Origin of the sequence: Streptomyces sp. NPDC050560 (genome assembly GCF_044457285.1) — a bacterium.
Classification (GTDB): domain Bacteria; phylum Actinomycetota; class Actinomycetes; order Streptomycetales; family Streptomycetaceae; genus Streptomyces.
On sequence record NZ_JBITGT010000021.1, the window covers coordinates 1 to 20,215 of the forward strand.

The following is a 20,215-nucleotide window of genomic DNA, read 5'->3' on the forward strand; positions in this document are numbered from 1 at the left end:
GCACACTGTTGAGTTCTCAAGGAACGGACACTTCCTTCGTACTCACCCACACTCAGCAGGCTTTCCTCCGGGCGCTTTCCCTTTCGGTGTTCCCACCGTACCAGACTCGATTTCAGTCTCAGTTCCGGTTGGAAACCATTCACCGGCCGGAGCCTTTCGGCTGCCTTTCGGTGATCCCGACTTTATCAGAGGCGGAAGACCGCACCGACCACAGTCGGATTTCTGATCGAATCGGAGAGTGCCTCAGGAGTTCTGCGCGATGCGCTCGACGCTCCCGAAGCCGGTTGATTGTCATGGTTGCCACGGAGGACACGCCTCCAGGGCAACTGTTCAAATCTACCTCCCCGCCCCAGTAATGTCAAAGACCGGGCCGAAGCGCTGCCGAGGTTAGCAGTTGGGCGCGGCCCGACGCACATCGAGGGCGGTCAAGCCGCCACGGGCAGCGCCGCGTTGCGCTCCTTCGCCGCCAGGTCGCCGGTGTCGCCCTCGCGGACGGCCCGGCCGCCGAGCACGTACACGTAGGTCAGGAAGGCGGCCTCAGCGACGACGCCGATGCCGATGCGGGCCCACGTGGGGAGTCCCGACGGGGTCACGAACGCCTCGACGGCGCCGGAGACGAGGAGGACGAGGGCGAGGCCCAGGGCCATTCCGATGGCGGCGCGGCCCTCCTCAGCGAGGGCACCGCGGCGGGTTCTGGGGCCCGGGTCGATCACGGTCCAGCCGAGCCTGAGCCCGGTGCCCGCGGCGACGAAGACGGCGGTCAGTTCGAGCAGGCCGTGCGGCAGGAGCAGCCCGAGGAAGGTGTCGAGGCGGCCGGCCGACGCCATCAGGCCGATGCCGACGGCCACGTTCAGCATGTTCTGGAAGACGATCCAGAGCACCGGCACACACAGGAAAGCGCCGAGCACCAGGCAGAGCGCGGTGGCCTCGGCGTTGTTCGTCCACACCTGGGCGGCGAAGGACGCGGCCGGATGGCTTGAGTAGTACGCCTCGTACTCGCCGCCGGGGCGGGTCAGCTCGCGTAGCTGGGAGGGGGCGGCGATGGTCGCGCGCACCTGCGGGTGGGTGCCGATCCACCAGCTCAGGACGGCGGCGACGGCGAGGGAGACGAGGGCCGTGGGCACCCACCAGTGGCGGCTGCGGTAGACGGCGGCGGGGAACCCGCGCGTGAGGAAGCCGGTGACGTCCCCCCAGGAGGCGCGGCGGGCGCCGGTGACCGTGCTGCGCGCGCGTGCCACGAGCTGGGTGAGCCGCCCGGTGAGCTGGGGGTCGGGTCCCGCGGAGCGGACCAGGGAGAGATGGGTGGCGGTGCGCTGGTAGAGGGTGACGAGTTCGTCGGTCTCGGGTCCTGTGAGGCGGCGTCTGCGGCGCAGCAGGGTGTCGAGGCGGTCCCACTCGGCCCGGTGGGCGGCGACGAAGACGTCGAGGTCCATCGGCTGGCTCCCTCCCGCTGCGTGCCGTACCGGCTGCGGCGCGCTCCTGACCAGCTTGGCAGACTGGCGGTTCCCGGGGTCGTGGGGGCGCTCCGTCCCGGGGTGTTCGAGACTGGGGGGGCGGCGTTCTGTCGCGCGCGGTGGCGGGGCGAGTGGAAGTGAGGCGGTGCCGGTGAGCGAGCTGGTGACGGGCGAGGCGGTGGCTCTTGAGCTGCGTCCCGCGAAGGTGCCGAGCCGGGCGCTCGCCGTGCTGCTCGATCTGCTGGTGGCGTTCGTGGTGTACGCGGCGGTGTCGATCGCGGTGGTGGCGGGGACCTCGTCGCTCGACGACGCGGCGGAGGCGGCGGTGGCGGTGGCGCTGCTCGTGCTGGTGCTGATCGGGGCGCCGGTCGCGGTGGAGACGCTGTCGCGGGGGCGTTCGCTGGGGAAGCTGGCGTGCGGGCTGCGGGTGGTGCGGGACGACGGGGGGCCGATCAGGTTCCGGCATGCGCTGGTGCGGGGTCTTGTGGGGGCCGTGGAGATCCTGGGGACGCTGGGCATCCTGGCGTGCATCGCGTCGCTGGCGTCGGAGCGCGGCCGCAGGGTGGGTGATGTGCTCGCGGGGACGCTGGTGGTGCGGGAGCGGGTGCCTGCCGACGGTCCGGCGTTCCTGCCGCCTGCGCCGCCGTGGCTCGCGGGGCGGTTCTCCGGGCTCGACCTGTCGGGGGTGCCGGAGGACCTGTGGCAGGCGATACGGCAGTACCTGGCGCGGATGCGGCAGCTCGACCAGCAGGTGAGCTGGTCGATGTCGGTGCGGCTGGCGGGCGAGCTGGCGGAGCGCACGGGGGCTCCTGTGCCGCATGACGTGCCGCCCGCGGCGTTCGTGGCCGCGGTGCTCCAGGAGCGGCAGGCCAGGGACGCGCGGCGGGCGTTCGGGGCGGGGGTGCGGGGGCAGGCGGCGGGGCCGTGGCCGGTGGCCGGGCCTTGGCCGTCCGCGTCGTGGCCTGGGGCGGCGGTGCGGGGGCCCGGCGTGGTGTGGCCTGACGGTGGTGCGGCGGGCCCCGAGGCGCCGCGTACGGGGTTCGTGCCGCCCGCGTAGCTCCCGGACCCGCGTCACGCGCGCGGGGGCGCGGCGCGGGTGTCCGGCGGGTGGTCAGGCTTCGAGGATGCCCTTGAGGGTGGTGAGGTCGGCGTGGACGGCCGCGGCGTCGCGGCGGAACTCCTCGTCGCTCATGCCGCGGCGGCGGAGGGTGAAGACGACCTCGCTCCCGGCGCCGTCGGCGATCACCCGTACCGGGTTGTGGACGGTCTCGCCCGAGGGGAGGGTGACGTCGTGGTCGAGGACGCCGAAGTCGTTGGGCGGTGTGAAGACGACCTCGGCGCGGCCGAGCGGGGAGTCGCCGGTGATCCAGCGTCCTTCGTCGGTCCTGGTGAGGGTGGAGCCGAGGCCGGCGGCCCAGGCGGGCAGGTGGGCGGGGTCCGAGGCGTAGGCGTAGACGTCGTGCCGGTCGCGGGCGATGCGGACGCTGACGTGTACGGAGTCGGGGTCGTACGGGAGCGTGGCGCCCCGGGGGTCGTTCGCGTTCATGGCGCCGACGGTAGGCGGGCCCGTGCGGGGGCGTCTTGAACGAAACGGACCGGTTCAGGCGGTGTCGGGGTCCTGGAGGGCCGACGGCGGGGATTCGAGGTCTTCGAGTTCGATGCCGGGGGCGGCGAGGACGACGTCGCCGCTGAGGTGCACGGTGTGCTCTTCGCCGGTGTCCAGGGCTCTGACCTGGTATTCGTCCACGGTCAGTGGGCCGTTGTCAGTGGCGTGTGCTTCTCTGTGGACCAGTGCCCAGGACTGCTCGACGGTCCTGGGTGCCAGGGAGGGCTGTGTGAAGGAGACGAGGCGTACCCGGGTGGCGGGGGCCCCGGGTCGCAGGCGCAGCAGGAGCGCGGTGGCGACGAGGAAGGAGGGGGAGTCTCCGGTGAAGGCGTGGGCGGGGGCGTGGGCCTCGGTGGTGTCGGCGGGGGCGCCGGGTGCGGTGGGGGTGCGTACCCAGGTGACGCCGTCGAGGGCTGCGGCGCGTACCTGCCAGTCGGCGGTGCGCAGTTCGAGGCGGAGGGGGCGGCCTCGGGCGTCGAGGGTGAGGTCGAGGGTGCCGCGGTCGGGGGCGTGGCGGGGGGTGTCGTCGTCCGGTGCGGTGGTGCGGGAGACGTAGCGCCAGCCGTTGGGGCCCGGGGCGCACTGGAAGTGTTCCTCGCCGAGGGGGGTGCGGTCGTGCGGGTCGTGCAGTGAGTAGCGGCCGCGGGGCATGGGCTGTCCTGGGGTGGGGGCCTTGGCCGGGGGGCGGGGCCGGGGGCCCGGTCCTCCGTGAGGGGGAAGGGGGCAGGCCCCCGGCACGGGGGTGCGGGGGCCTGCTGCCGTCCGGTCCCGCCGTGTTCCGCCCGGTGACGGGGGCGGGGCACGGCGGGGGTGGTGCGGTCAGTAGCGGTAGTGGTCCGCCTTGTAGGGGCCCTCGACCTGGACGCCGATGTAGGCGGCCTGCTCGGGTCGGAGGGTGGTCAGTTTGACGCCGAGGGCGTCGAGGTGGAGGCGGGCGACCTTCTCGTCGAGGTGCTTGGGCAGGACGTAGACGCCGATGGGGTATTCCTCGGGCTTCGTGTGCAGTTCGATCTGGGCCAGGGTCTGGTCGGAGAACGAGTTGGACATCACGAAGGAGGGGTGTCCTGTGGCGTTGCCGAGGTTGAGGAGGCGGCCCTCGGAGAGGACGATGATCTTCTTGCCGTCGGGGAAGGTCCAGGTGTGGACCTGGGGCTTGACCTCGTCCTTGACGATGCCGGCGATCTTGGCGAGTCCTGCCATGTCGATCTCGTTGTCGAAGTGGCCGATGTTCCCGACGATGGCCTGGTGCTTCATCCTGGCCATGTCGCTCGCCATGATGATGTCCTTGTTGCCCGTGGTGGTGATGAAGATGTCGGCCTCTTCGACGATGTCGTCGAGGGTGGTGACCTGGTAGCCGTCCATCGCGGCCTGGAGGGCGCAGATGGGGTCGATCTCGGTGATGACGACGCGGGCGCCCTGGCCGCGGAGGGACTCGGCGCAGCCCTTGCCGACGTCGCCGTAGCCGCAGACGAGGGCGACCTTGCCGCCGATGAGGACGTCGGTGGCGCGGTTGATGCCGTCGACGAGGGAGTGGCGGCAGCCGTACTTGTTGTCGAACTTGGACTTGGTGACGGCGTCGTTCACGTTGATCGCGGGGAAGAGGAGGGTGCCCTCGCGCTGCATCTCGTAGAGGCGGTGGACGCCCGTGGTGGTCTCCTCGGTGACGCCGCGGATCTCGGAGGCGAGCCGGGTCCACTTCTGGGGGTTCTCGGCGAGGCTGCGGTTCAGGAGCTGGAGGATGACGCGGTGCTCGTCGCTCTCGGCGGTGTCGGGTGAGGGGGCCTCGCCGGCCTTCTCGTACTCGACGCCCTGGTGGACGAGGAGGGTGGCGTCGCCGCCGTCGTCGAGGATCATGGTGGGGCCGCCGGTGGTGGTGCCCGGCCAGGTCAGGGCCTGCTCGGTGCACCACCAGTACTCGTCGAGGGTCTCGCCCTTCCAGGCGAAGACGGGGATGCCGCGGGGGTCTTCCGGGGTGCCGTCGGGGCCGACGGCGATCGCGGCGGCGGCGTGGTCCTGGGTGGAGAAGATGTTGCAGGAGGCCCAGCGGACGTCGGCGCCGAGTGCGGCGAGGGTCTCGATGAGGACGGCGGTCTGCACGGTCATGTGCAGGGAGCCGGTGATGCGGGCGCCGGCGAGGGGGCGCCGCTCGGCGTACTCGCTGCGGATCGCCATGAGGCCGGGCATCTCGTGCTCGGCGAGGGTGATCTCCTTGCGGCCGAAGTCGGCCAGCGCGAGGTCGGCGACCTTGAAGTCGTGGGCGCGCGTGTCGCTCATGCGGGGGTGCTCCCTTGAGGGTTTCGGATACGGCTGGTCTGCGCGTCTTCGGGCATACGGGTCCCGGGGCCGCGCAGCGCAGTCCGTCGGAGGCCCTCTCTCCCTCGGTCGGCCCTGCCGGGCCGCCCGACCGCCATCAGCAGCGACGTCTGGCTCGGTGCTGAATTTACACCTGTTGGTCCGCTGGTCCCACCCCGCGGGCGGGGTGGGGGCGGTGCGGGCGGCGGGTGTCAGTGGGCGGCGGGTCCCGGGCCCGGGCCGCCGGGGGTGGCGGCGGGGTCGGGGCCCGCGGCGGCCTCGGCGGCGCTGTAGATGTCGGGTTCGAGGTAGATGACGCGGGCGATCGGGACGGTCTCGCGGATGCGGGCCTCGGCGCCGTCTATGGCGGTGGCGACCTCGGCGGCGGTGTCGTCGTGGCGTACCGCGATCTTGGCGGCGACGAGGAGTTCCTCGGGGCCCAGGTGGAGGGTGCGCATGTGGATGACGCCGGTGACGGTGTCGCCGTCGACGAGGGCCTTCTCGATCTTGGCGAGCTGCTCGGGTCCCGCGGCCTCGCCGATGAGGAGGGACTTGGTCTCCACGGCGAGGACGAGCGCGATGAGGATGAGGAGGGCGCCGATGCAGAGGGTGCCGACGCCGTCCCAGACGCCGCTGCCGGTGGCGAGGGAGAGCACGACGCCGAGGAGGGCGAAAACGAGGCCGATGAGGGCGCCGAAGTCCTCCAGGAGGACGACGGGCAGTTCGGGGGCCTTGGCGTGGCGGATGAACTGGACCCAGGACAGTCCGCGGCGCAGCCCGTTGGACTCCTTGACTGCGGTGCGGAAGGAGAAGCCCTCGGCGAGTACGGCGAAGACGAGGACGCCGACGGGCCAGTACCAGTTCTCCAGGTCGTGGGGGTGGCTGACCTTCTCGTAGCCCTCGTAGACGGCGAACATGCCGCCGACGGAGAAGAGGACGATGGAGACGAGGAAGGCGTAGACGAAGCGTTCGCGGCCGTAGCCGAAGGGGTGCTGGGGGGTGGCCGGGCGCTGGGACCTCTTACCGCCGATGAGCAGCAGGAACTGGTTGCCCGAGTCGGCGACGGAGTGGACGCTCTCGGCGAGCATCGAGGACGAGCCGCTGAAGAGGAACGCGACGAATTTCGCCACTGCGATGGCGAGGTTGGCGCCGAGTGCCGCGATGATCGCCCTGGTTCCGCCTGAAGCGCTCATGTGCTTCCGCTGTCCCTTCGCCTTGGCTTTGCCCGCGCTTTGCGGTGGGCCATTGTTGCAGTACGCCGCGGGGGTGGTGCCGTCAGGCCACCACGGTGGCCCGGAACAGGGTGCCGTTCCCGGTCAATTGGGCTGTTTCCGACGCGGGTACGAACAGGGATTCGCCGGGGGCGAGGGTGGTGCCGGAGACGGTGGGGGCGCCGTCGGTGCACAGCAGGATCTGGGGGCGTCCCGCGGGGAGTTCGTGGGGGGCGGCGCCGGGCGCGAGGACGTGGCGGGAGAGGCGGAAGTCGTCGGCGGGGGTGGCGTAGACCTCCTCGCCCTCGGGGGACGCCTCGGGGCGCAGTACTCCGGGGTCGGTGGCCTCGAAGCGGACGATGCGCAGGAGTTCGGGTACGTCGATGTGTTTCGGGGTGAGTCCGCTGCGTACGACGTTGTCGGAGTTGGCCATGATCTCGACGCCGAGTCCCCGGAGGTAGGCGTGCGGGACGCCGGCGCCGAGGTAGAGGGCCTCGCCCGGCTGGAGGGTGACGTGGTTGAGGAGCATGGCGGCGATGACGCCGGGGTCGCCCGGGTAGTGGTGGGCGAGGTCGGCGTAGGCGGCGTACGCGCGCGCGCCGGGGCCGCCCGCGGCGGCGAGGCGGGTGCAGGCCGCGGCGGCGCCGTGGACGGTGCTGCGCATCGCGTCGGGGTCGGCGGTGAGGACGGCGGTGAGGACTTCGCGCAGGGCGGCGTCCTCGGGGTGGGCGCCGAGGATGTCCGCGTAGGGCTTGAGGGAGTCGACGGCGAGGCCCCCGAGGAGGGCGGCGGCGTCGGCGGGCGGGCGGAAGCCGCACAGGCCCTCGAAGGGCGTGAGGGCGCAGATGAGTTCTGGCTTGTGGTTGGCGTCCTTGTAGACGCGTTCCGGGGCGTCGGCGGGGACGCCGCGGCGTTCCTCGTCGGCGTAGCCCTCCTCGGCCTGGGCGAGGCTGGGGTGGACCTGGAGGGAGAGGGGTGCGGCGGCGGCGAGGAGCTTGAGCAGGAACGGCAGCCGGGGTCCGAAGCGGGCGACGGCGGCGGGGCCGAGTTCGTGTTCGGGGTCGGCGGCGATGACCTGGTCGAGGGGGCCGCGGGGGGTTCTGGAGGGGGCGCCGGGGTGGGCGCCGAGCCACATCTCGGCCTGGGGTTCGCCGGTGGGTTGGGCGCCGGTGAGGTGGGCGATGGCGGTGGTGGAGCCCCAGGCGTAGGGCCGGATGGTGTTGTCGAGGCGGTCCATGGGGTTTCCTCAGGGTTCCGTGGCGGGCGCGGGCGGGCCCCGGGGGTGCGTGGGGTCCGGGTGGTCAGGAGGCGTCGGCGGCGGTGGCGAGCCCGAGGTAGACGGCGGCGAAGTCGGTGAGGGCGATCAGTTCGGCGAGGGGTTCGAGTTCGCCGCCTGTCTCCGGTTCGAGTTCGCTGAGGGGGGTGTCGTAGCCGAGGGCGAGTTCGCGGGCGGCGGGGGCGGCGCTGAGGCCGTCGGTGGGCCGGTCGCGCAGCAGGACCACGCGCGCGCGCAGCGCTTGGGCCTCCTCGACGCGGTCGCGGAAGAAGTCGTCGGGGTCGGCGCCCGCCGCGAGCCTGCCGGCGAGGAGCGCGCCGTGCGAGGGCAGGGCCTCGGGGAGTTCAGCGGCGAGGGCGGGGCGTCCGGCGAGTTCGGCGAGTGCGGCGGCGAAGCGGCGTCCCGTGGGGCCGGCGGCCAGGCCCTCGGTCCAGATCAGCGGGAGGGAGTCGGCGAGTTCCGCGGCGAGGGTCTTGGCGGGGTTGCTGTAGGTGGCGATGGCGGGGCCGCAGCGCTCGGCGGTGCGGTCGAGGCGGTCGGCGACGCTCGCGAGCTGTCCCGCGGGGGCGGACAGCAGTCCGGTGCGGTCGAGGAGCATCAGCAGGGGGGTGAGCAGGGCCCACAGGGCGCCGGGGGCGGCAGCGGCGGCGGGTTCGTCCTGCTCGTAGGGGGCGGTGGCCATGGGGACGTGCAGGCCGTGGGCGCCGTCGACGGCCTCGGCGAGGGGCGCGCCGCCGGGGGCGACGGCGACGACGGCGCAGCCGCGCCGGTATGCCTGTTCCGCGAGGAGGCCGAGCCCCGGCTCGGTGCCGTCGGGGGTGGCGATCAAGAGCAGGTCCACGGGGCCCGCCCAGCCGGGCAGCGCCCAGCGCAGGGCGCCTGCGACGGGGGCGACGCCGGTGGGCTGGAGGCGGATCACGGGGCAACTGGGGGCGGCGAGGGCGCCGAGGAGGTCGGCGACGCAGGCGGCGGCGGTGCCGGGGCCCGCGATGAGGACGGCGCGTGGCCTGCCGTCGGTGTTGAGCCGGTCGACGCCCGACTCGGTGGCGTGCCGCAGCGCGGTTCTTACCCGGGCGCCGGCCTCCGCGGCGCCGCGGAGCAGGCCCCGGTGGTCGGCGCGGGCCAGTTCCTCGGGCGCGTCGAGCAGGGTCTCGTCGAGCATGCGGCAGCCTCCGATTCGCTTGCGCGGCTGTCTTGCGGGCGGACGGTCCGCCGGTGCCGTGGCGCGGCGCGCGCAGGCCCTGGCTCAGGCCCTGTCCGGTCGTTCCCGTCGGGGTGCGGCGCCGACGGCACCGTACGTGGCCTGGGGCGCGTGCGTGCCCGTGTGGTCCGTTCTGCCCGCATGCGCGCGTGTTACGCGGGGCGGATGTGCGGCGCGGGTCAGGCGGGGCGGCGGGCCTCGTCGATGAGGAGCACGGGGATGCCGTCGCGCACCGGGTAGGCCAGGCCGCAGTCGTCGCCCGTGCAGAGCAGCTCGTCGCCCTGCTCCTTGAGCGGGGCGTGGCAGGCCGGGCAGGCCAGGATGTCCAGGAGGGCGGCTTCGAGCGCCATGGGGGTCCTTTCTGCGTGCTGCGGTGCGGGTGGTGCGCCACGGGGCCGGGGGCGGCACGGTGTGCGGATACCCGCGCGCGGCCTGGTCAGCGTACCGCGCGGGCGGGAGGGGCCGGGCGGGCGCCGCCCTGCGCCGCCCCCCCGGCGTCGGGAGGGCGGCGGGCCGTATGACGCGCGCGTGTTGGGGAATGACCGCGCACGCGTATGGCGGGGCGGGGCGTGTACGGCAGCCTCTCTCGCGTGTGTGTGGCGGGGCGGTGGCCGGTCAGCCCCTGATGATGGCGAGGGCCTCGTCGCGGATCTTGGTGATGGTGGCCTCGTCGCCCGCTTCCGCGTTCAGCCTGAGCAGGGGCTCGGTGTTGGAGGGGCGGACGTTCAGCCACCAGTCGGCGGCGATGACGCTGACGCCGTCGAGTTCCTTGATCTCGACGCCCTCGCGGTCCTGGTAGGCGGCCTTGACGGCGGCGAGGCGGCCCGCCTGGTCGTCGACGGTGGAGTTGATCTCGCCGGAGGCGACGTAGCGGTCGTACTGGGCGACGAGCGCGGACAGCGGGCCGTCCTGCTCGCCGAGCGCGGCCAGCACGTGCAGGGCGGCGAGCATGCCGGTGTCGGCGTTCCAGAAGTCGCGGAAGTAGTAGTGCGCGGAGTGCTCGCCGCCGAAGATCGCGCCGTGCGCGGCCATCTCCTGCTTGATGAAGGAGTGGCCCACGCGGGTCTCCACCGGGGTGCCGCCGTGCTCGGCCACCACCTCGGAGACCGACCGCGAGGTGATCAAATTGTGGATCACGACGCCCTTGCCGCCGTTCTTGGCGAGTTCCCGCTCGGCGACGAGGGCGGTGATCGCGGACGGGGAGACGGGCGCGCCGTTCTCGTCGACGACGAAGCAGCGGTCGGCGTCGCCGTCGAAGGCGATGCCGAGGTCGGCGCCCTCGGCGCGCACCCGCTCCTGGAGGTCGACGATGTTGGCCGGGTCGAGGGGGTTGGCCTCGTGGTGGGGGAAGGTGCCGTCGAGTTCGAAGTACATCGGCACGACGTCGAGGGGCAGTCCTTCGAGGACGGTGGGGACGGTGTGGCCGCCCATGCCGTTGCCCGCGTCGACGACGACCTTGAGGTGCCGGATGGAGTCGAGGGCGACGAGGGAGCGCAGATGGGCCGCGTAGCCGCTGAGGGTGTCGCGCTCCGTGAGGGTGCCGGGCCCGGCCACGGGCGCGGGGGCGCCGCTGTCCGACCACTCCTCGACCAGGGCGCGGATGTCGGCGAGTCCGGTGTCCTGGCCGACGGGCGCGGCGCCCGCGCGGCACATCTTGATGCCGTTGTAGCGGGCCGGGTTGTGGGAGGCGGTGAACATGGCGCCCGGCATGTCGAGCGAGCCCGAGGCGTAGTAGAGCTGGTCGGTGGAGCAGAGGCCGATCTCGGTGACGTCGGCGCCGCGGGCGGCGGCCCCGCGCGCGAAGGCGTGCGAGAGGCCCGGGGACGAGGGGCGCATGTCATGGCCGACGACGATCGCGTCCGCGCCGGTGACCTGTACGAAGGCGGCTCCGAACAGCTCGGCGAGGCTCTCGTCCCACTGGTCGGGGACGACCCCGCGTACGTCGTACGCCTTCACGATCTGCGACAGATCAGCAGCCACGGCCTGTCCTCCTGGATCTCCGTTCGGTGACCCCAAACTACCCGCAGCGGGTGTCGGTCACCTGTGCGGCGCGGAACGTGGCGCGGAAGCGCTCGTGGGGCGGCGGGGGCACGTGTGGGCGGATCGATGTCACGGACGTCACGGACGCGGCGGTCGTGACGGCCGGGCGGTCGTTGTCAGTTGTTGTCCGGGGAGCGCAGCACGCGCAGGTGGCCGCGGCGGGCGACCTCCATGGGGTCGGCGGAGCGCGGGCCGCCGCCGCCCTCCCCGGTGCGCTCCTGGGGGCGGGCCGCTTCCCGTACCGCGTTGGCCAGGGCTTCGAGGTCGTCGCCGCTGGGGCGGGCGGGTCCCGAGGCGTCGGCGAGGCGGACGACCTCCCAGCCGCGGGGCGCGGTGAGCCGCTCGGAGTGCTCGGCGCACAGGTCGTAGCAGTGCGGCTCGGCGTAGGTGGCGAGCGGGCCGAGGACGGCGGTGGAGTCGGCGTAGACGTACGTCAGCGTCGCGACGGCGGGGCGGCCGCAGGCGGTGCGCGAACAGCGACGTACAGGGCTCACGAGGTTGGACGGTACCGCACTCTTGAGCGGGCCGCGACGACTCCCCAACGCCTCACCCCACCGTGTCGTGGCACGGGCGGGCGCGGGGGCGCACGGAGGGTTTCCGGCGCGAGTTGCGGGAAAGGGATGGGTAGTTGAGCACCCGGGCGGTCCGCCGGGGGTGCGCGCGGCCGTGGGGTGCGGCAAGGTCCGGCGGCGGCTGTCCGCGTCATATGACGGCCCGTCACGTGGGTACGGGCGGGTACGCGGCTGCGGGGCCGTACACACGCGCGCGGTGCGCGTACGCGGTGGCGCGTCCTCGCGCGCGGGCGGCCGGGCGGTGGGGTGCGCCGCGGGCGGGGGCGGCGGTTACGTCGCACGCGTGAGCGCACGTTCTCACGTACGGTTACCCGCGACGGCGGAATGTCACGTACTGTTACGCTGTGGCCACGCGCGTGGCATGGCGTATGTCACGTCCGCGGTGCGGGGTCACTCCTCGCCGTAGCGGGGGTCGACCGTCTCGGGGGTCAGGCCGAGCAGTTCGGCGACCTGCTCCACGACCACCTCGTGCACCAGCGCCGCCCGCTCGTCCCTGCCCTTGGTGCGGATCTCCACGGGGCGCCGGTAGACGACCACGCGCGCGGGGAAGCCGTCGCGTGGCGCGATCGTGCCGCCGAGCGGGACCGCGTCGTCGCTCCAGCCGAGCCCGGCGGCGTCCGCCTCGGCGCCGGGGACGTCGAGGACGAGGAAGTCGATGTCGGCGAGCTGGGGCCAGCGGCGCGCAAGGCGCTCCACGGAGTCCTGGACGAGGTCGCCGAAGACCTCGGCGCGGCTGGCGGAGAGCGGGACCTGGGGAGGCGCGACGGGGCCTCGCATGCCCCTGCCGTGCCGGTCGCGACGGCGGGGGGACGGTCCTGTGGTGGGAGGTGGTACGGGGGTGTCCATCACCGCAGAAGCCTAGTCCGCCCCGGATGCCGGAGGCGGCACCTCCGGCGGGCATGCGGGTCGCGGGCCGGGCGGCGCGGGCGGCACGCGCGGGCGGCCCCCCGCCGCCCGGGCGCCCGGGGGTCACTTCTGGAGGATCGACAGGTCCTGCTCGGTGGACGGCACCTCCACGGTGCCGTGGTCGTCGGGGAGCGGCTGGACGGTGAACATCGGGACGCCGTCGTCCGGGACCTCAAGCTGGCGGGTGGCGTACACGGGGCCGCCCGAGAGGTGCTCCACGGTGAGCGCGTAGCTGCCCTTGAGGCCCGAGGGGACGGGCGGGGCGATCTCCGCCGTGGTGCCCGCCTTGATGTCGTAGGTCTTGCTTGCGCCCTTGCCGCCCTTGCTGCCCGCGGAGGCCGTGACCCGGACCTTGGCGGCCTTGTCGGGGGCCACCAGGTCGAGGGTGGAGCCCTTGGCGCGGTTGTCGGCCGCGGTGGTGCGCGCGCCCATGTCGGAGGTGGCGGGGATGAAGGCGGACTCCTGCTTGTCGCCCTTGCCGCGCACCACCCGCAGCGCGGCCACCACCGGGGTGCCGGAGCCGTCGGCCGGGGTCAACAGCAGGGAGCCGGGCTCGTCGCGGGTGATCGCGCCGAGGTCGACGGCGGCCGTCATGCCCGCCTTCACATGCAGGCTCTCGTGGCCCGCGGGCGCGATGGTGCCGTTGGCGGTGGCGAGCTTGATCTTCAGGTCGGCGTCGCTGTCCCCCGGCGCGAACGCCACCAGCCGGGCCGAGGTGGCGTCCTTGGGGATGCCGGGCAGTACGAGGCGGGGCGCGGGGGCGGCCGCGGGGGCGATCCAGTCGGCGCCAAGATCCTCGTCGGAGGACTGCACGGCGGCCGCGACGCGTCCGGTGCGCACCGTGACGTGGACGGTGAGATTGGTCTCCGGCTTGTCGGTGAGCGTGGAGAGCAGCACCGACACGGTCTGGTGCGGGCGGACCTGGATGCCCTCGCCGACCTCGGAGGCGAGGGCGCCGCCCTTGCCGTACAGCTCGATGTCGGCGACGGCGGCGGAGTCGTCGGGGTTGGTGAGGTTGACGTAGTCGCTGCGCTCGTCGGCGGTGCTTGCGCCGGGGAACCAGAAGTCGGTGTCCGGCGCCGAGCAGTTGAGGCCGAGCAGGCCCCGGCCGGGCCCCACGGTGATCCGGGTGGTCTGCTGCACGGTCCAGCCGGGCGCGAGCGCGCCGTCGGCGGAGCCGATCAGGCCGGGGGCCGAGGCGCCCGACTTCTCGCCGGTGGCGGGCGTGCCGGGCTTGGCGGCGGTGAGGAAGGGCTTGGCGGGGGCGCTCTGCGTGCTCGTGCCGTCGTCGGCCGACGTGCCGTCCCCGTCGTCCTTACTGTCGCCCTTGCCGTCTCCCTTGTCTCCCTTGTCGTCTTTGCTCTTGTCATCGCCGTCGTCGGTGGTGTCCTTGGTGACCTCGGCGGGGGTCAGGGCGGCCTTGCCGCCGGAGCTGTCGCCCGGCGGGGTGTACGAGGTGTAGTCGGTCTCGGCCTCGTCGGACGGGCTGGGGGCAGGGCACAGCAGGCTGCTGCGCTGGACGGGGCGGCGGGCGGCGGCGGTCGCGGTGTCGCCGCCGGAGCCGTCGGGCGCGGACGCGGAGGCGATGCCGGTGACGACGGCGAGGGCGGCGGCGCCCGCGATCAGGGAGATGGTGCTGCGGTTCACTGCTGGCTCCCGTCGGGGCGCTCGCGGTCGGTGCCGTGCTGCTGCTCGGGGTGGTGGCCGTCGTGGCCCTCGTGGCCCCGGGGGTAGGCGTTCGGGTCGTAGCCCTGGCCGTACGGGTCGTAGGCGGCGGTGTTGCCGTACGCGTCCTGGCCCTGCTGGTAGGCCCCGGCGCCCTGCTGGTACGGGTCGGCGGCGGCCGGGTCGTAGCCGCCCTGCTGCTGGTAGGCGGCGGGGTCGTAGCCGCCCTGCTGGTAGCCGTACGGGTCGGTGGCGTAGGAGCCGCTCGGGTACTCGGTGTCGCCGTAGGGCGCGCCCGCGTAGGCGGCAGGGTCGTAGTCGGCTGTGTCCTGCTGCGCGGCGTACTGCTGGGGGGCGTACTGCTGGGCCGCGTACTGCTGCTGGTCGGCCGCGTACTGGTCGTCGCCGTAGGGGGCCGTCGCATGGCCGGGCGCGTCCCAGCCGCCGTACTCGGCCTGGGCAGGCACCGCGGGCGGCTCGGCGGGCCCGGGCGGTGGCTGCTCGTCGGGGGCGGGGGTCTCGCGCGGGTCCTCCGCGGGGCCCCGGCCGCCCTCGGCGGCAGCGGCGGCCTGTTCCGCGGCCTCGGCCTCGGCGCGGAGCCTGCGGGCCCTGCGGCCCTCGCCCGCGGCGGCGGGGACCGGCGCGGGGGCGTCCTCCTCGGGGAGGTCGTCGTCGATGTCGCGGCGGCGGCCGGGGAGTGCGAGGACGACGAGGACGAGGGCGAGGACGGCCTGGAGGGCGAGCCAGAGGCCGTGCGTGAACGGCGTCTCGTAGGTGAGGTCGAGCCTGCCGCCGGAGGCGGGCAGGGTGAAACCCTGGGCCCAGCCGTCGAGGGTGGTGCGGCCGAGCGGCTTGCCGTCGAGGGTGGCCTGCCAGCCCGCGTCCGCGGTGTCGGCGAGCCTGAGGACGCGTCCGTCGACGCCCGCCGGGATGTCGGTGTGGACCTCGACGGGGCCCGCGGCGACGGGGCTCGGCTCGCCGGTCTTCGGGACGACGGCGACCCGGGAGACCTGGCGGTCCACCCGCCACAGCGCCGTGCCGTCCTGCTGGCTGAGGCGGGTGAGCCCGGGGGTGGCGTCGAGGGTGCGGCTCATCGCGCGCGGGGCGCCGTCCTGGACGAGGACATAGCGGACGGCGAAGCCGCCGAGTTGGTCGGCCTGGTCGGCGCCGGAGCCCGCGACGAGGTTGGCGACGGTCCTGCCGAGGGTGTCGTTGGCGCCGCCCGCGGCGGCCAGTTCCGCGTCGCCGAGGCGCGCGCCGGAGCCCCTGACCAGGGTGTACGAGACCTTCGCCGGGCTTGTGCCGCCGAGGACGAGGGTGCGGGCCTGGTCCTGGGTACCGCTCTCCTCTGCGACGAAGGCGGGCACCTGCACCGGGTCGCGCCTGGTCAGCGGCCCGTCGGCGCCCGCGGCCATCCAGCCGACGGCGGCGACCAGGGGCGCGAGCGCCGCCGCGAGCGCGATGAGCGCGGCGACGGGCTGGCGCCAGCCGAAGTTCTGCTCGGCGACGCGGGAGCGGGCGCCGTCGGCGCCGACGAGGGCGGCGCTCAGCAGCGCGATGCCGTAGACGAGGGTGGCGGGTCCGGCCCAGGTGGAGCCGTTGGAGAGGGCGGCGAAGAGGAAGCCCGCCAGGGCGGCGGCCCACGCGGCGCGCACCGCCTTCACCCGGTGGGAGCGCAGCAGGGCCGCGAGCGCGGCGAGCACGATGCCGGCGAGCAGCAGCCCGAAGAGGGTGCCGGGGCCGCCGGGGTCGGCGCCGAGCAGGTCGAGCGCGGAGGCGTCGCCCTTGCCGAAGGGCAGCCCCGCCTCGTGGAAGAAGTCGGTCGGCAGCAGCGAGAGGGACCACGGCGCGAGGATCACCAGCGGGACCGCGAGGGTGGCGAGGAACCTGAGCCCGTAGGCGACGATGTCGCCGCGGCGCAGCGCCAGGACGGCGAGGCCGAGGACGAGCGCGATCGGCCACACCACCGGGGTGAACGCGGTGGCGAGGGTGAGCAGCAGCGCGTACGCCCAGGTGGCGCGCCAGCTTCCGCGGCCGGTGCGGGCGAGTCCCGTGGCGGCGACGGCGGCGCGCGCCATCAGCGGCAGCAGGATGGCGAGGACGGCAGTGCCGAGGTGGCCGCCCGCGAGGGCGCCGGTCGCGGCGGGCAGGAAGGCGTAGGCGACGGCGGCCCACGCGCGCAGCAGCCGGGACGGCACGAGCGGGCGGGAGGCGAAGTACGCGGCGAAGCCCGCGAGCGGCACCGAGCAGACCAGCAGCAGGGTGACGGCGAGCCCGGTGGAGCCGAAGAGGAGGGTGGCGAGGCTCGCGACGAACGCCAGGTAGGGCGGGGCGCTCTGGGTGCCGCCCGCGCCGACGGCGTGCCAGGCGTCGGTGTAGGCGGACCAGAGGGTGGAGGCGTCGGCGGGGGCGGGCAGCAGCGCGCCGCCCGCGAGGGCGCCGCCGCCGAGGAGGCCGCGGCAGGCGACGAGGGAGATCACCAGCAGGACCAGGAAGAGCATGGGGCCCGGCTTGCGGGCGACGCGCTTGAGGCGCGCGAACTGCTCGATCTCCAGGAAGTCGGCGTCGTCGCCGCCGGGGCCCGACTCGACGGCGCCGTGCCTGCCGCCGGTGGGGACGTCGGCCTCCGAGCTGCCGAAGAGGCTTCCCGCGGCCTGTTCGAGGGTGAGGCGGACGGTGGCGCCCGCGGGCGGGAACAGCGGGCGCAGCTCGCCCTTGTCGAGTTGGGGGCGGCCGCGCGCGCGGCGGGCGGCGGCGATCCGCTCGGGCCGCAGCAGGGTGGCAAGCAGCCCGGTGATCTCGTCGAGGGCCTGGCCCGGGATCTTGCCGACGAGGTAGGCGAGGGTGCGCAGCACCGTGCCGACGACGAGCCGCAGCAGGACCCAGGGCAGTTGGGCGGTACGGGCGTTGGCGAGGAGGGTGTAGGCGGCGCCCGCCTTGTCGACCTTGTGCGGGGAGGCGCCGCGGCCGCCGGAGCCGGGGCGGGTGGCGGTGCGGCCGACGCAGTCGACGCTGCGGCGCTCGCGCGAGGCGGCCTCCGCGTGCCGTACCGAGGCGTCGGGGGCGATCAGGACGCGGTGGCCGGCGGCGGTGGCGCGCCAGCACAGGTCGACGTCGTCGCGCATGAGGGGCAGCCGGCGGTCGAAGCCGCCGAGGGCGTCGAAGACGTCGCGGCGGATGAGCATGCCCGCGCTGGACACGGCGAGGACGGGGCGCACGTGGTCGTGCTGGCCCTGGTCCTGCTCCCGGCGGTCGAGGCCGGTCCAGCGGCGGCCGCTGTTGGCGATGGAGACGCCGACTTCGAGGAGCTGGCGGCGGTCGTACCAGCCGTGGAGCTTGGGTCCGACGATGGCGACGTCCTTGCCCGCCTCGCGCTCGGCCTCGACGACGCGCAGCAGTTCCGCGAGGGCGTCGGGGGCGGGGGCGCAGTCGTCGTGGAGCAGCCAGAGCCACTGCTCGGGCTCCCCGTGGGGCAGCTCGGGCATGTCGTACGCCTCGTCGTGCCAGGTCCTGGTGACGGGGTCCCAGCCGCTCGGGCGCTTGAGGTAGGGCAGGTCGTCCGGGGTGAGGGGGCCCGCGGTGCGCACGGCCTCGTCGACGGCGGCGCCGAAGCCGGTGCGGCGGGCGAGGTGCAGCACGCGGTCGTCGCCGAGGGCGTCGGTGAGGAGGGCGGCGGAGGCGTCGGCGCTGCCGGTGTCCGCGGCCGTCACGTCCTGCACGGGGCGCTCCTGGCCGAGGAGTCCGCTGAGCGCGTCGGGCAGCCAGCGGGCGCCGTCGTGGGAGACGACGACCGCGGTGACGACATGCCGCGGGAACTCCGGTGGGCGGGCGGGCTCCGCCTGCGCGGCCCCGGTGGTGTCGAACGGCGCGCGGCCGGTGCGGCCGAACCCTGTGGCGGCGTCGTGGGCCGCCGTGTGACTGTGCACGGACATCGAGGTACGGGCCCCGGTTCGGTGGACTGCGGTGGACTCCCGCGCCGTGGGGCGGGGTGGTCTCGGACGAGGGCCCACACTAACGGCTGGGCACGACGTCGGCCCGCCGCCTGTGGATAACCCATGGGCGACGGGCCGTTGCCGTGACGAAGGTGTGGAGGTGTGAAGGTCCCGTGGTGGCCGCCGCGGCCGGTCGGGGCGCGGGTGGCGGCGGGCGGTGCGGTGCGGGGGCGGCGGCGTCCGCGGGTGCGGCCCGGCCCCGGGGGCGCGGGCGCGGTGCGGGGTGCGGCTCAGACCGCGGCCTTCTTCAGGCGCCTGCGCTCACGCTCCGACAGGCCGCCCCAGATACCGAAGCGTTCGTCGTTGGCGAGGGCGTACTCCAGGCACTCCGAGCGCACTTCGCAGGCGAGGCAGACCTTCTTGGCCTCTCTGGTGGAACCGCCCTTCTCGGGGAAGAAGGACTCGGGGTCGGTCTGCGCGCACAGCGCGCGCTCCTGCCAGCCGAGTTCGTCGTCGGCGTCGGCGGCGTCGGCGACCAGCAGTTCCTGAAACAGCTCGGTCATGTGTGCCCCTCGTCTGTCTTTGCGTCCCCGTGATGCTGCCGTTACCGATTGCGGCCGAACGACACGAGTGAAATTACAAGTGTGACGCTCCAGGCCAGTCAAGCGGAGATCTGCTATTGGGCCTCTTATTCACTCTGCGGAACCAAGCCTGCGCCGAAAGTGTTCAAATCCGCATAAACCCGGCGCCGCCCAGGTCCCCGTCCGCCCGCGGGCGTCCCGGTCGCTCGTGGCGCCGGCCCCCGGAGGGCCGTTCACCGGCGCCACAGAGGTAGACGCACGGTGCGCGCGTCTCGTTCACGGGGACCGCGGGAAGCGATCCGGATCACAGCGGAATCACAGGACCATAACGGCGCCCCACTGGATCACTTGTCGCCATGTGTCCGCCCTCCGGGCTGCATAAACCTTTCATCTGCCGGGCTCCCCGGATGGTGTGAACCCGGTGACGCATCCAGGGGATCGGATTGACAAGACAGGTGTGAGCCGCTGTCCTTGTGGGCATGCTCGCGAACTTGGCGCTTCCCGCGACCCGCCCCGCCGGGTCCCCCGGTGCTGCCCCCGCGCGCGTGAGCTGTCACCCCTGTCCCTGCTGTTGAGCCTCCACGCTCCGGCGGACACCCCGGCGCCCGGATGAACCGGGCTCCGGCCGCTCCCGGCCCGGCCTGAACGGCCGTGGTCCTCCCTCAGCCGCCGTACGGCCCGAGGGTTCCCGCGCCCGCCTCCCGGTGGGCCGTCGCGCCCCCTTCACGCACCCCTCCGCGCCCGCGTGCGCCGGAGGACATACGAGAGCGGAACACGCCCCGTCATGAAGACCGCAGCCGACACCGCACACACCACCGCTCCCCCGCACGCACCCGCGCGCACGTCCGGGCCCTCCCCCGCGCCCGGGCCCCCTGCCGCGTCCGCGCGGGGCGGGATGCGGGCGGACAGCGACATCCAGATCGCCGGTGACATCCTCGAAGTGCCCCATCTGCTGCGGCCCGCGCCGGAACACCCCGAGACCGTCGCCCAGTTCGCCGGTATGGCCAGGGCGCTCGCCGCCGACCGCGCCGCCTGGGAGCCCCTGGTGCGCTACGACCCCACCACCCGCTGGTACCACCGGCTGCGCACCGGGCCCGGCTACGAGGTGTGGCTGCTGTCCTGGCTGCCGGGGCAGGGCAGCGGGCGGCACGACCACGGCGCGTCATCCGGTGTGCTGACGGTGCTGGGCGGCGTGCTGACGGAGTACCGGCGCGGGCGCGGGCGCGCCCTGGCGCCGGGTGAGCTGCGCGTGGTGGTCCCCGACACGGTGCACCACGTCGTCAACGAGTCGCTGGAACCCGCCGTCAGCCTGCACGTCTACTTCCCCGGGCTCACCGAGATGCGGATGGCGGACGGCGTGCGCGCCCCCTTCCGCGCCACCGGCGCGCCAGCGCGCGAAGCGGCCGCCGCGGGAGCCGTCGACGGGGGCCGTGCGGGGACCAGCGGGGTGGCTGTCGGTGGCGGCTGACAGACTTGGGG

Annotated in this window: 16 protein-coding genes; 2 read left to right on the forward strand and 14 right to left on the reverse strand. The window is 74.2% G+C overall.

Annotated features, from left to right (window positions below; genetic code table 11):
- Positions 1-425 precede the first annotated feature (425 nt).
- Entirely contained in the window at positions 426-1,433 is a 1,008-nt protein-coding gene (locus ACIBIW_RS33645) for a stage II sporulation protein M (RefSeq protein WP_399341831.1), read from the reverse strand.
- Positions 1,434-1,605: 172 nt separating this feature from the next.
- Here ACIBIW_RS33645 and ACIBIW_RS33650 point away from each other — a divergent pair, with 172 nt between their 5' ends.
- Positions 1,606-2,511, forward strand: coding sequence for an RDD family protein (locus tag ACIBIW_RS33650; RefSeq protein ID WP_399341833.1), 906 nt, complete (start codon positions 1,606-1,608; stop codon positions 2,509-2,511).
- Between the two features lie 54 nt (positions 2,512-2,565).
- Here ACIBIW_RS33650 and ACIBIW_RS33655 read toward each other — a convergent pair whose 3' ends face one another.
- The 13 genes from ACIBIW_RS33655 to ACIBIW_RS33715 form a co-directional block, all read right to left on the reverse strand.
- Positions 2,566-3,000, reverse strand: coding sequence for an SRPBCC family protein (locus ACIBIW_RS33655; protein ID WP_399341834.1), 435 nt, complete (start codon positions 2,998-3,000; stop codon positions 2,566-2,568).
- 54 nt (positions 3,001-3,054) lie between these two features.
- Complete coding sequence (locus ACIBIW_RS33660) at positions 3,055-3,711, reverse strand: hypothetical protein (RefSeq protein WP_399341836.1); 657 nt, start codon at positions 3,709-3,711, stop codon at positions 3,055-3,057.
- Between the two features lie 168 nt (positions 3,712-3,879).
- Complete coding sequence (gene ahcY, locus ACIBIW_RS33665; protein WP_399341839.1) at positions 3,880-5,334, reverse strand: adenosylhomocysteinase; 1,455 nt, start codon at positions 5,332-5,334, stop codon at positions 3,880-3,882.
- A 230-nt stretch (positions 5,335-5,564) separates the two neighbouring features.
- Complete coding sequence (locus ACIBIW_RS33670; RefSeq protein ID WP_399341840.1) at positions 5,565-6,545, reverse strand: cation diffusion facilitator family transporter; 981 nt, start codon at positions 6,543-6,545, stop codon at positions 5,565-5,567.
- Positions 6,546-6,627: 82 nt separating this feature from the next.
- Positions 6,628-7,800, reverse strand: coding sequence for a mannose-6-phosphate isomerase, class I (gene manA, locus ACIBIW_RS33675; RefSeq protein WP_399341842.1), 1,173 nt, complete (start codon positions 7,798-7,800; stop codon positions 6,628-6,630).
- Positions 7,801-7,864: 64 nt separating this feature from the next.
- The gene (locus tag ACIBIW_RS33680; RefSeq protein WP_399341845.1) at positions 7,865-9,001 is read right to left on the reverse strand and encodes an SIS domain-containing protein; all 1,137 of its coding nucleotides are present in this window, start codon (positions 8,999-9,001) and stop codon (positions 7,865-7,867) included.
- Positions 9,002-9,219: 218 nt separating this feature from the next.
- On the reverse strand, positions 9,220-9,390 hold the full coding sequence (locus ACIBIW_RS33685) for a Trm112 family protein (RefSeq protein ID WP_399341847.1): 171 nt from the start codon (positions 9,388-9,390) through the stop codon (positions 9,220-9,222).
- Between the two features lie 265 nt (positions 9,391-9,655).
- Entirely contained in the window at positions 9,656-11,020 is a 1,365-nt protein-coding gene (locus ACIBIW_RS33690; RefSeq protein WP_399341849.1) for a phosphomannomutase/phosphoglucomutase, read from the reverse strand.
- Between the two features lie 176 nt (positions 11,021-11,196).
- On the reverse strand, positions 11,197-11,622 hold the full coding sequence (locus tag ACIBIW_RS33695) for a DUF3499 domain-containing protein (protein WP_399341853.1): 426 nt from the start codon (positions 11,620-11,622) through the stop codon (positions 11,197-11,199).
- Positions 11,623-12,042: 420 nt separating this feature from the next.
- Entirely contained in the window at positions 12,043-12,498 is a 456-nt protein-coding gene (locus ACIBIW_RS33700) for a metallopeptidase family protein (RefSeq protein ID WP_399342023.1), read from the reverse strand.
- A 123-nt stretch (positions 12,499-12,621) separates the two neighbouring features.
- On the reverse strand, positions 12,622-14,205 hold the full coding sequence (locus tag ACIBIW_RS33705; RefSeq protein WP_399341855.1) for a DUF5719 family protein: 1,584 nt from the start codon (positions 14,203-14,205) through the stop codon (positions 12,622-12,624).
- Entirely contained in the window at positions 14,202-18,155 is a 3,954-nt protein-coding gene (locus tag ACIBIW_RS33710) for a glycosyltransferase (protein WP_399341857.1), read from the reverse strand. Before ACIBIW_RS33710 ends, ACIBIW_RS33705 begins: the two co-directional genes overlap by 4 nt.
- A 290-nt stretch (positions 18,156-18,445) precedes the next feature.
- The gene (locus ACIBIW_RS33715; RefSeq protein WP_399341859.1) at positions 18,446-18,718 is read right to left on the reverse strand and encodes a WhiB family transcriptional regulator; all 273 of its coding nucleotides are present in this window, start codon (positions 18,716-18,718) and stop codon (positions 18,446-18,448) included.
- A gap of 913 nt (positions 18,719-19,631) precedes the next feature.
- Here ACIBIW_RS33715 and ACIBIW_RS33720 point away from each other — a divergent pair.
- On the forward strand, positions 19,632-20,204 hold the full coding sequence (locus ACIBIW_RS33720) for a cysteine dioxygenase (RefSeq protein ID WP_399342024.1): 573 nt from the start codon (positions 19,632-19,634) through the stop codon (positions 20,202-20,204).
- Positions 20,205-20,215: the final 11 nt, after the last annotated feature.

Coding starts and splice junctions, on each gene's coding strand:
- ACIBIW_RS33645 (WP_399341831.1), bottom strand. CDS start 1,433: ATGGACCTCGACGTCTTCGTCGCCGCCCACCGGGCCGAGTGGGACCGC.
- ACIBIW_RS33655 (WP_399341834.1), bottom strand. CDS start 3,000: ATGAACGCGAACGACCCCCGGGGCGCCACGCTCCCGTACGACCCCGAC.
- ACIBIW_RS33660 (WP_399341836.1), bottom strand. CDS start 3,711: ATGCCCCGCGGCCGCTACTCACTGCACGACCCGCACGACCGCACCCCC.
- ahcY (WP_399341839.1), bottom strand. CDS start 5,334: ATGAGCGACACGCGCGCCCACGACTTCAAGGTCGCCGACCTCGCGCTG.
- ACIBIW_RS33670 (WP_399341840.1), bottom strand. CDS start 6,545: ATGAGCGCTTCAGGCGGAACCAGGGCGATCATCGCGGCACTCGGCGCC.
- manA (WP_399341842.1), bottom strand. CDS start 7,800: ATGGACCGCCTCGACAACACCATCCGGCCCTACGCCTGGGGCTCCACC.
- ACIBIW_RS33680 (WP_399341845.1), bottom strand. CDS start 9,001: ATGCTCGACGAGACCCTGCTCGACGCGCCCGAGGAACTGGCCCGCGCC.
- ACIBIW_RS33685 (WP_399341847.1), bottom strand. CDS start 9,390: ATGGCGCTCGAAGCCGCCCTCCTGGACATCCTGGCCTGCCCGGCCTGC.
- ACIBIW_RS33700 (WP_399342023.1), bottom strand. CDS start 12,498: ATGGACACCCCCGTACCACCTCCCACCACAGGACCGTCCCCCCGCCGT.
- ACIBIW_RS33710 (WP_399341857.1), bottom strand. CDS start 18,155: ATGTCCGTGCACAGTCACACGGCGGCCCACGACGCCGCCACAGGGTTC.
- ACIBIW_RS33715 (WP_399341859.1), bottom strand. CDS start 18,718: ATGACCGAGCTGTTTCAGGAACTGCTGGTCGCCGACGCCGCCGACGCC.
- ACIBIW_RS33720 (WP_399342024.1), top strand. CDS start 19,632: ATGCGGGCGGACAGCGACATCCAGATCGCCGGTGACATCCTCGAAGTG.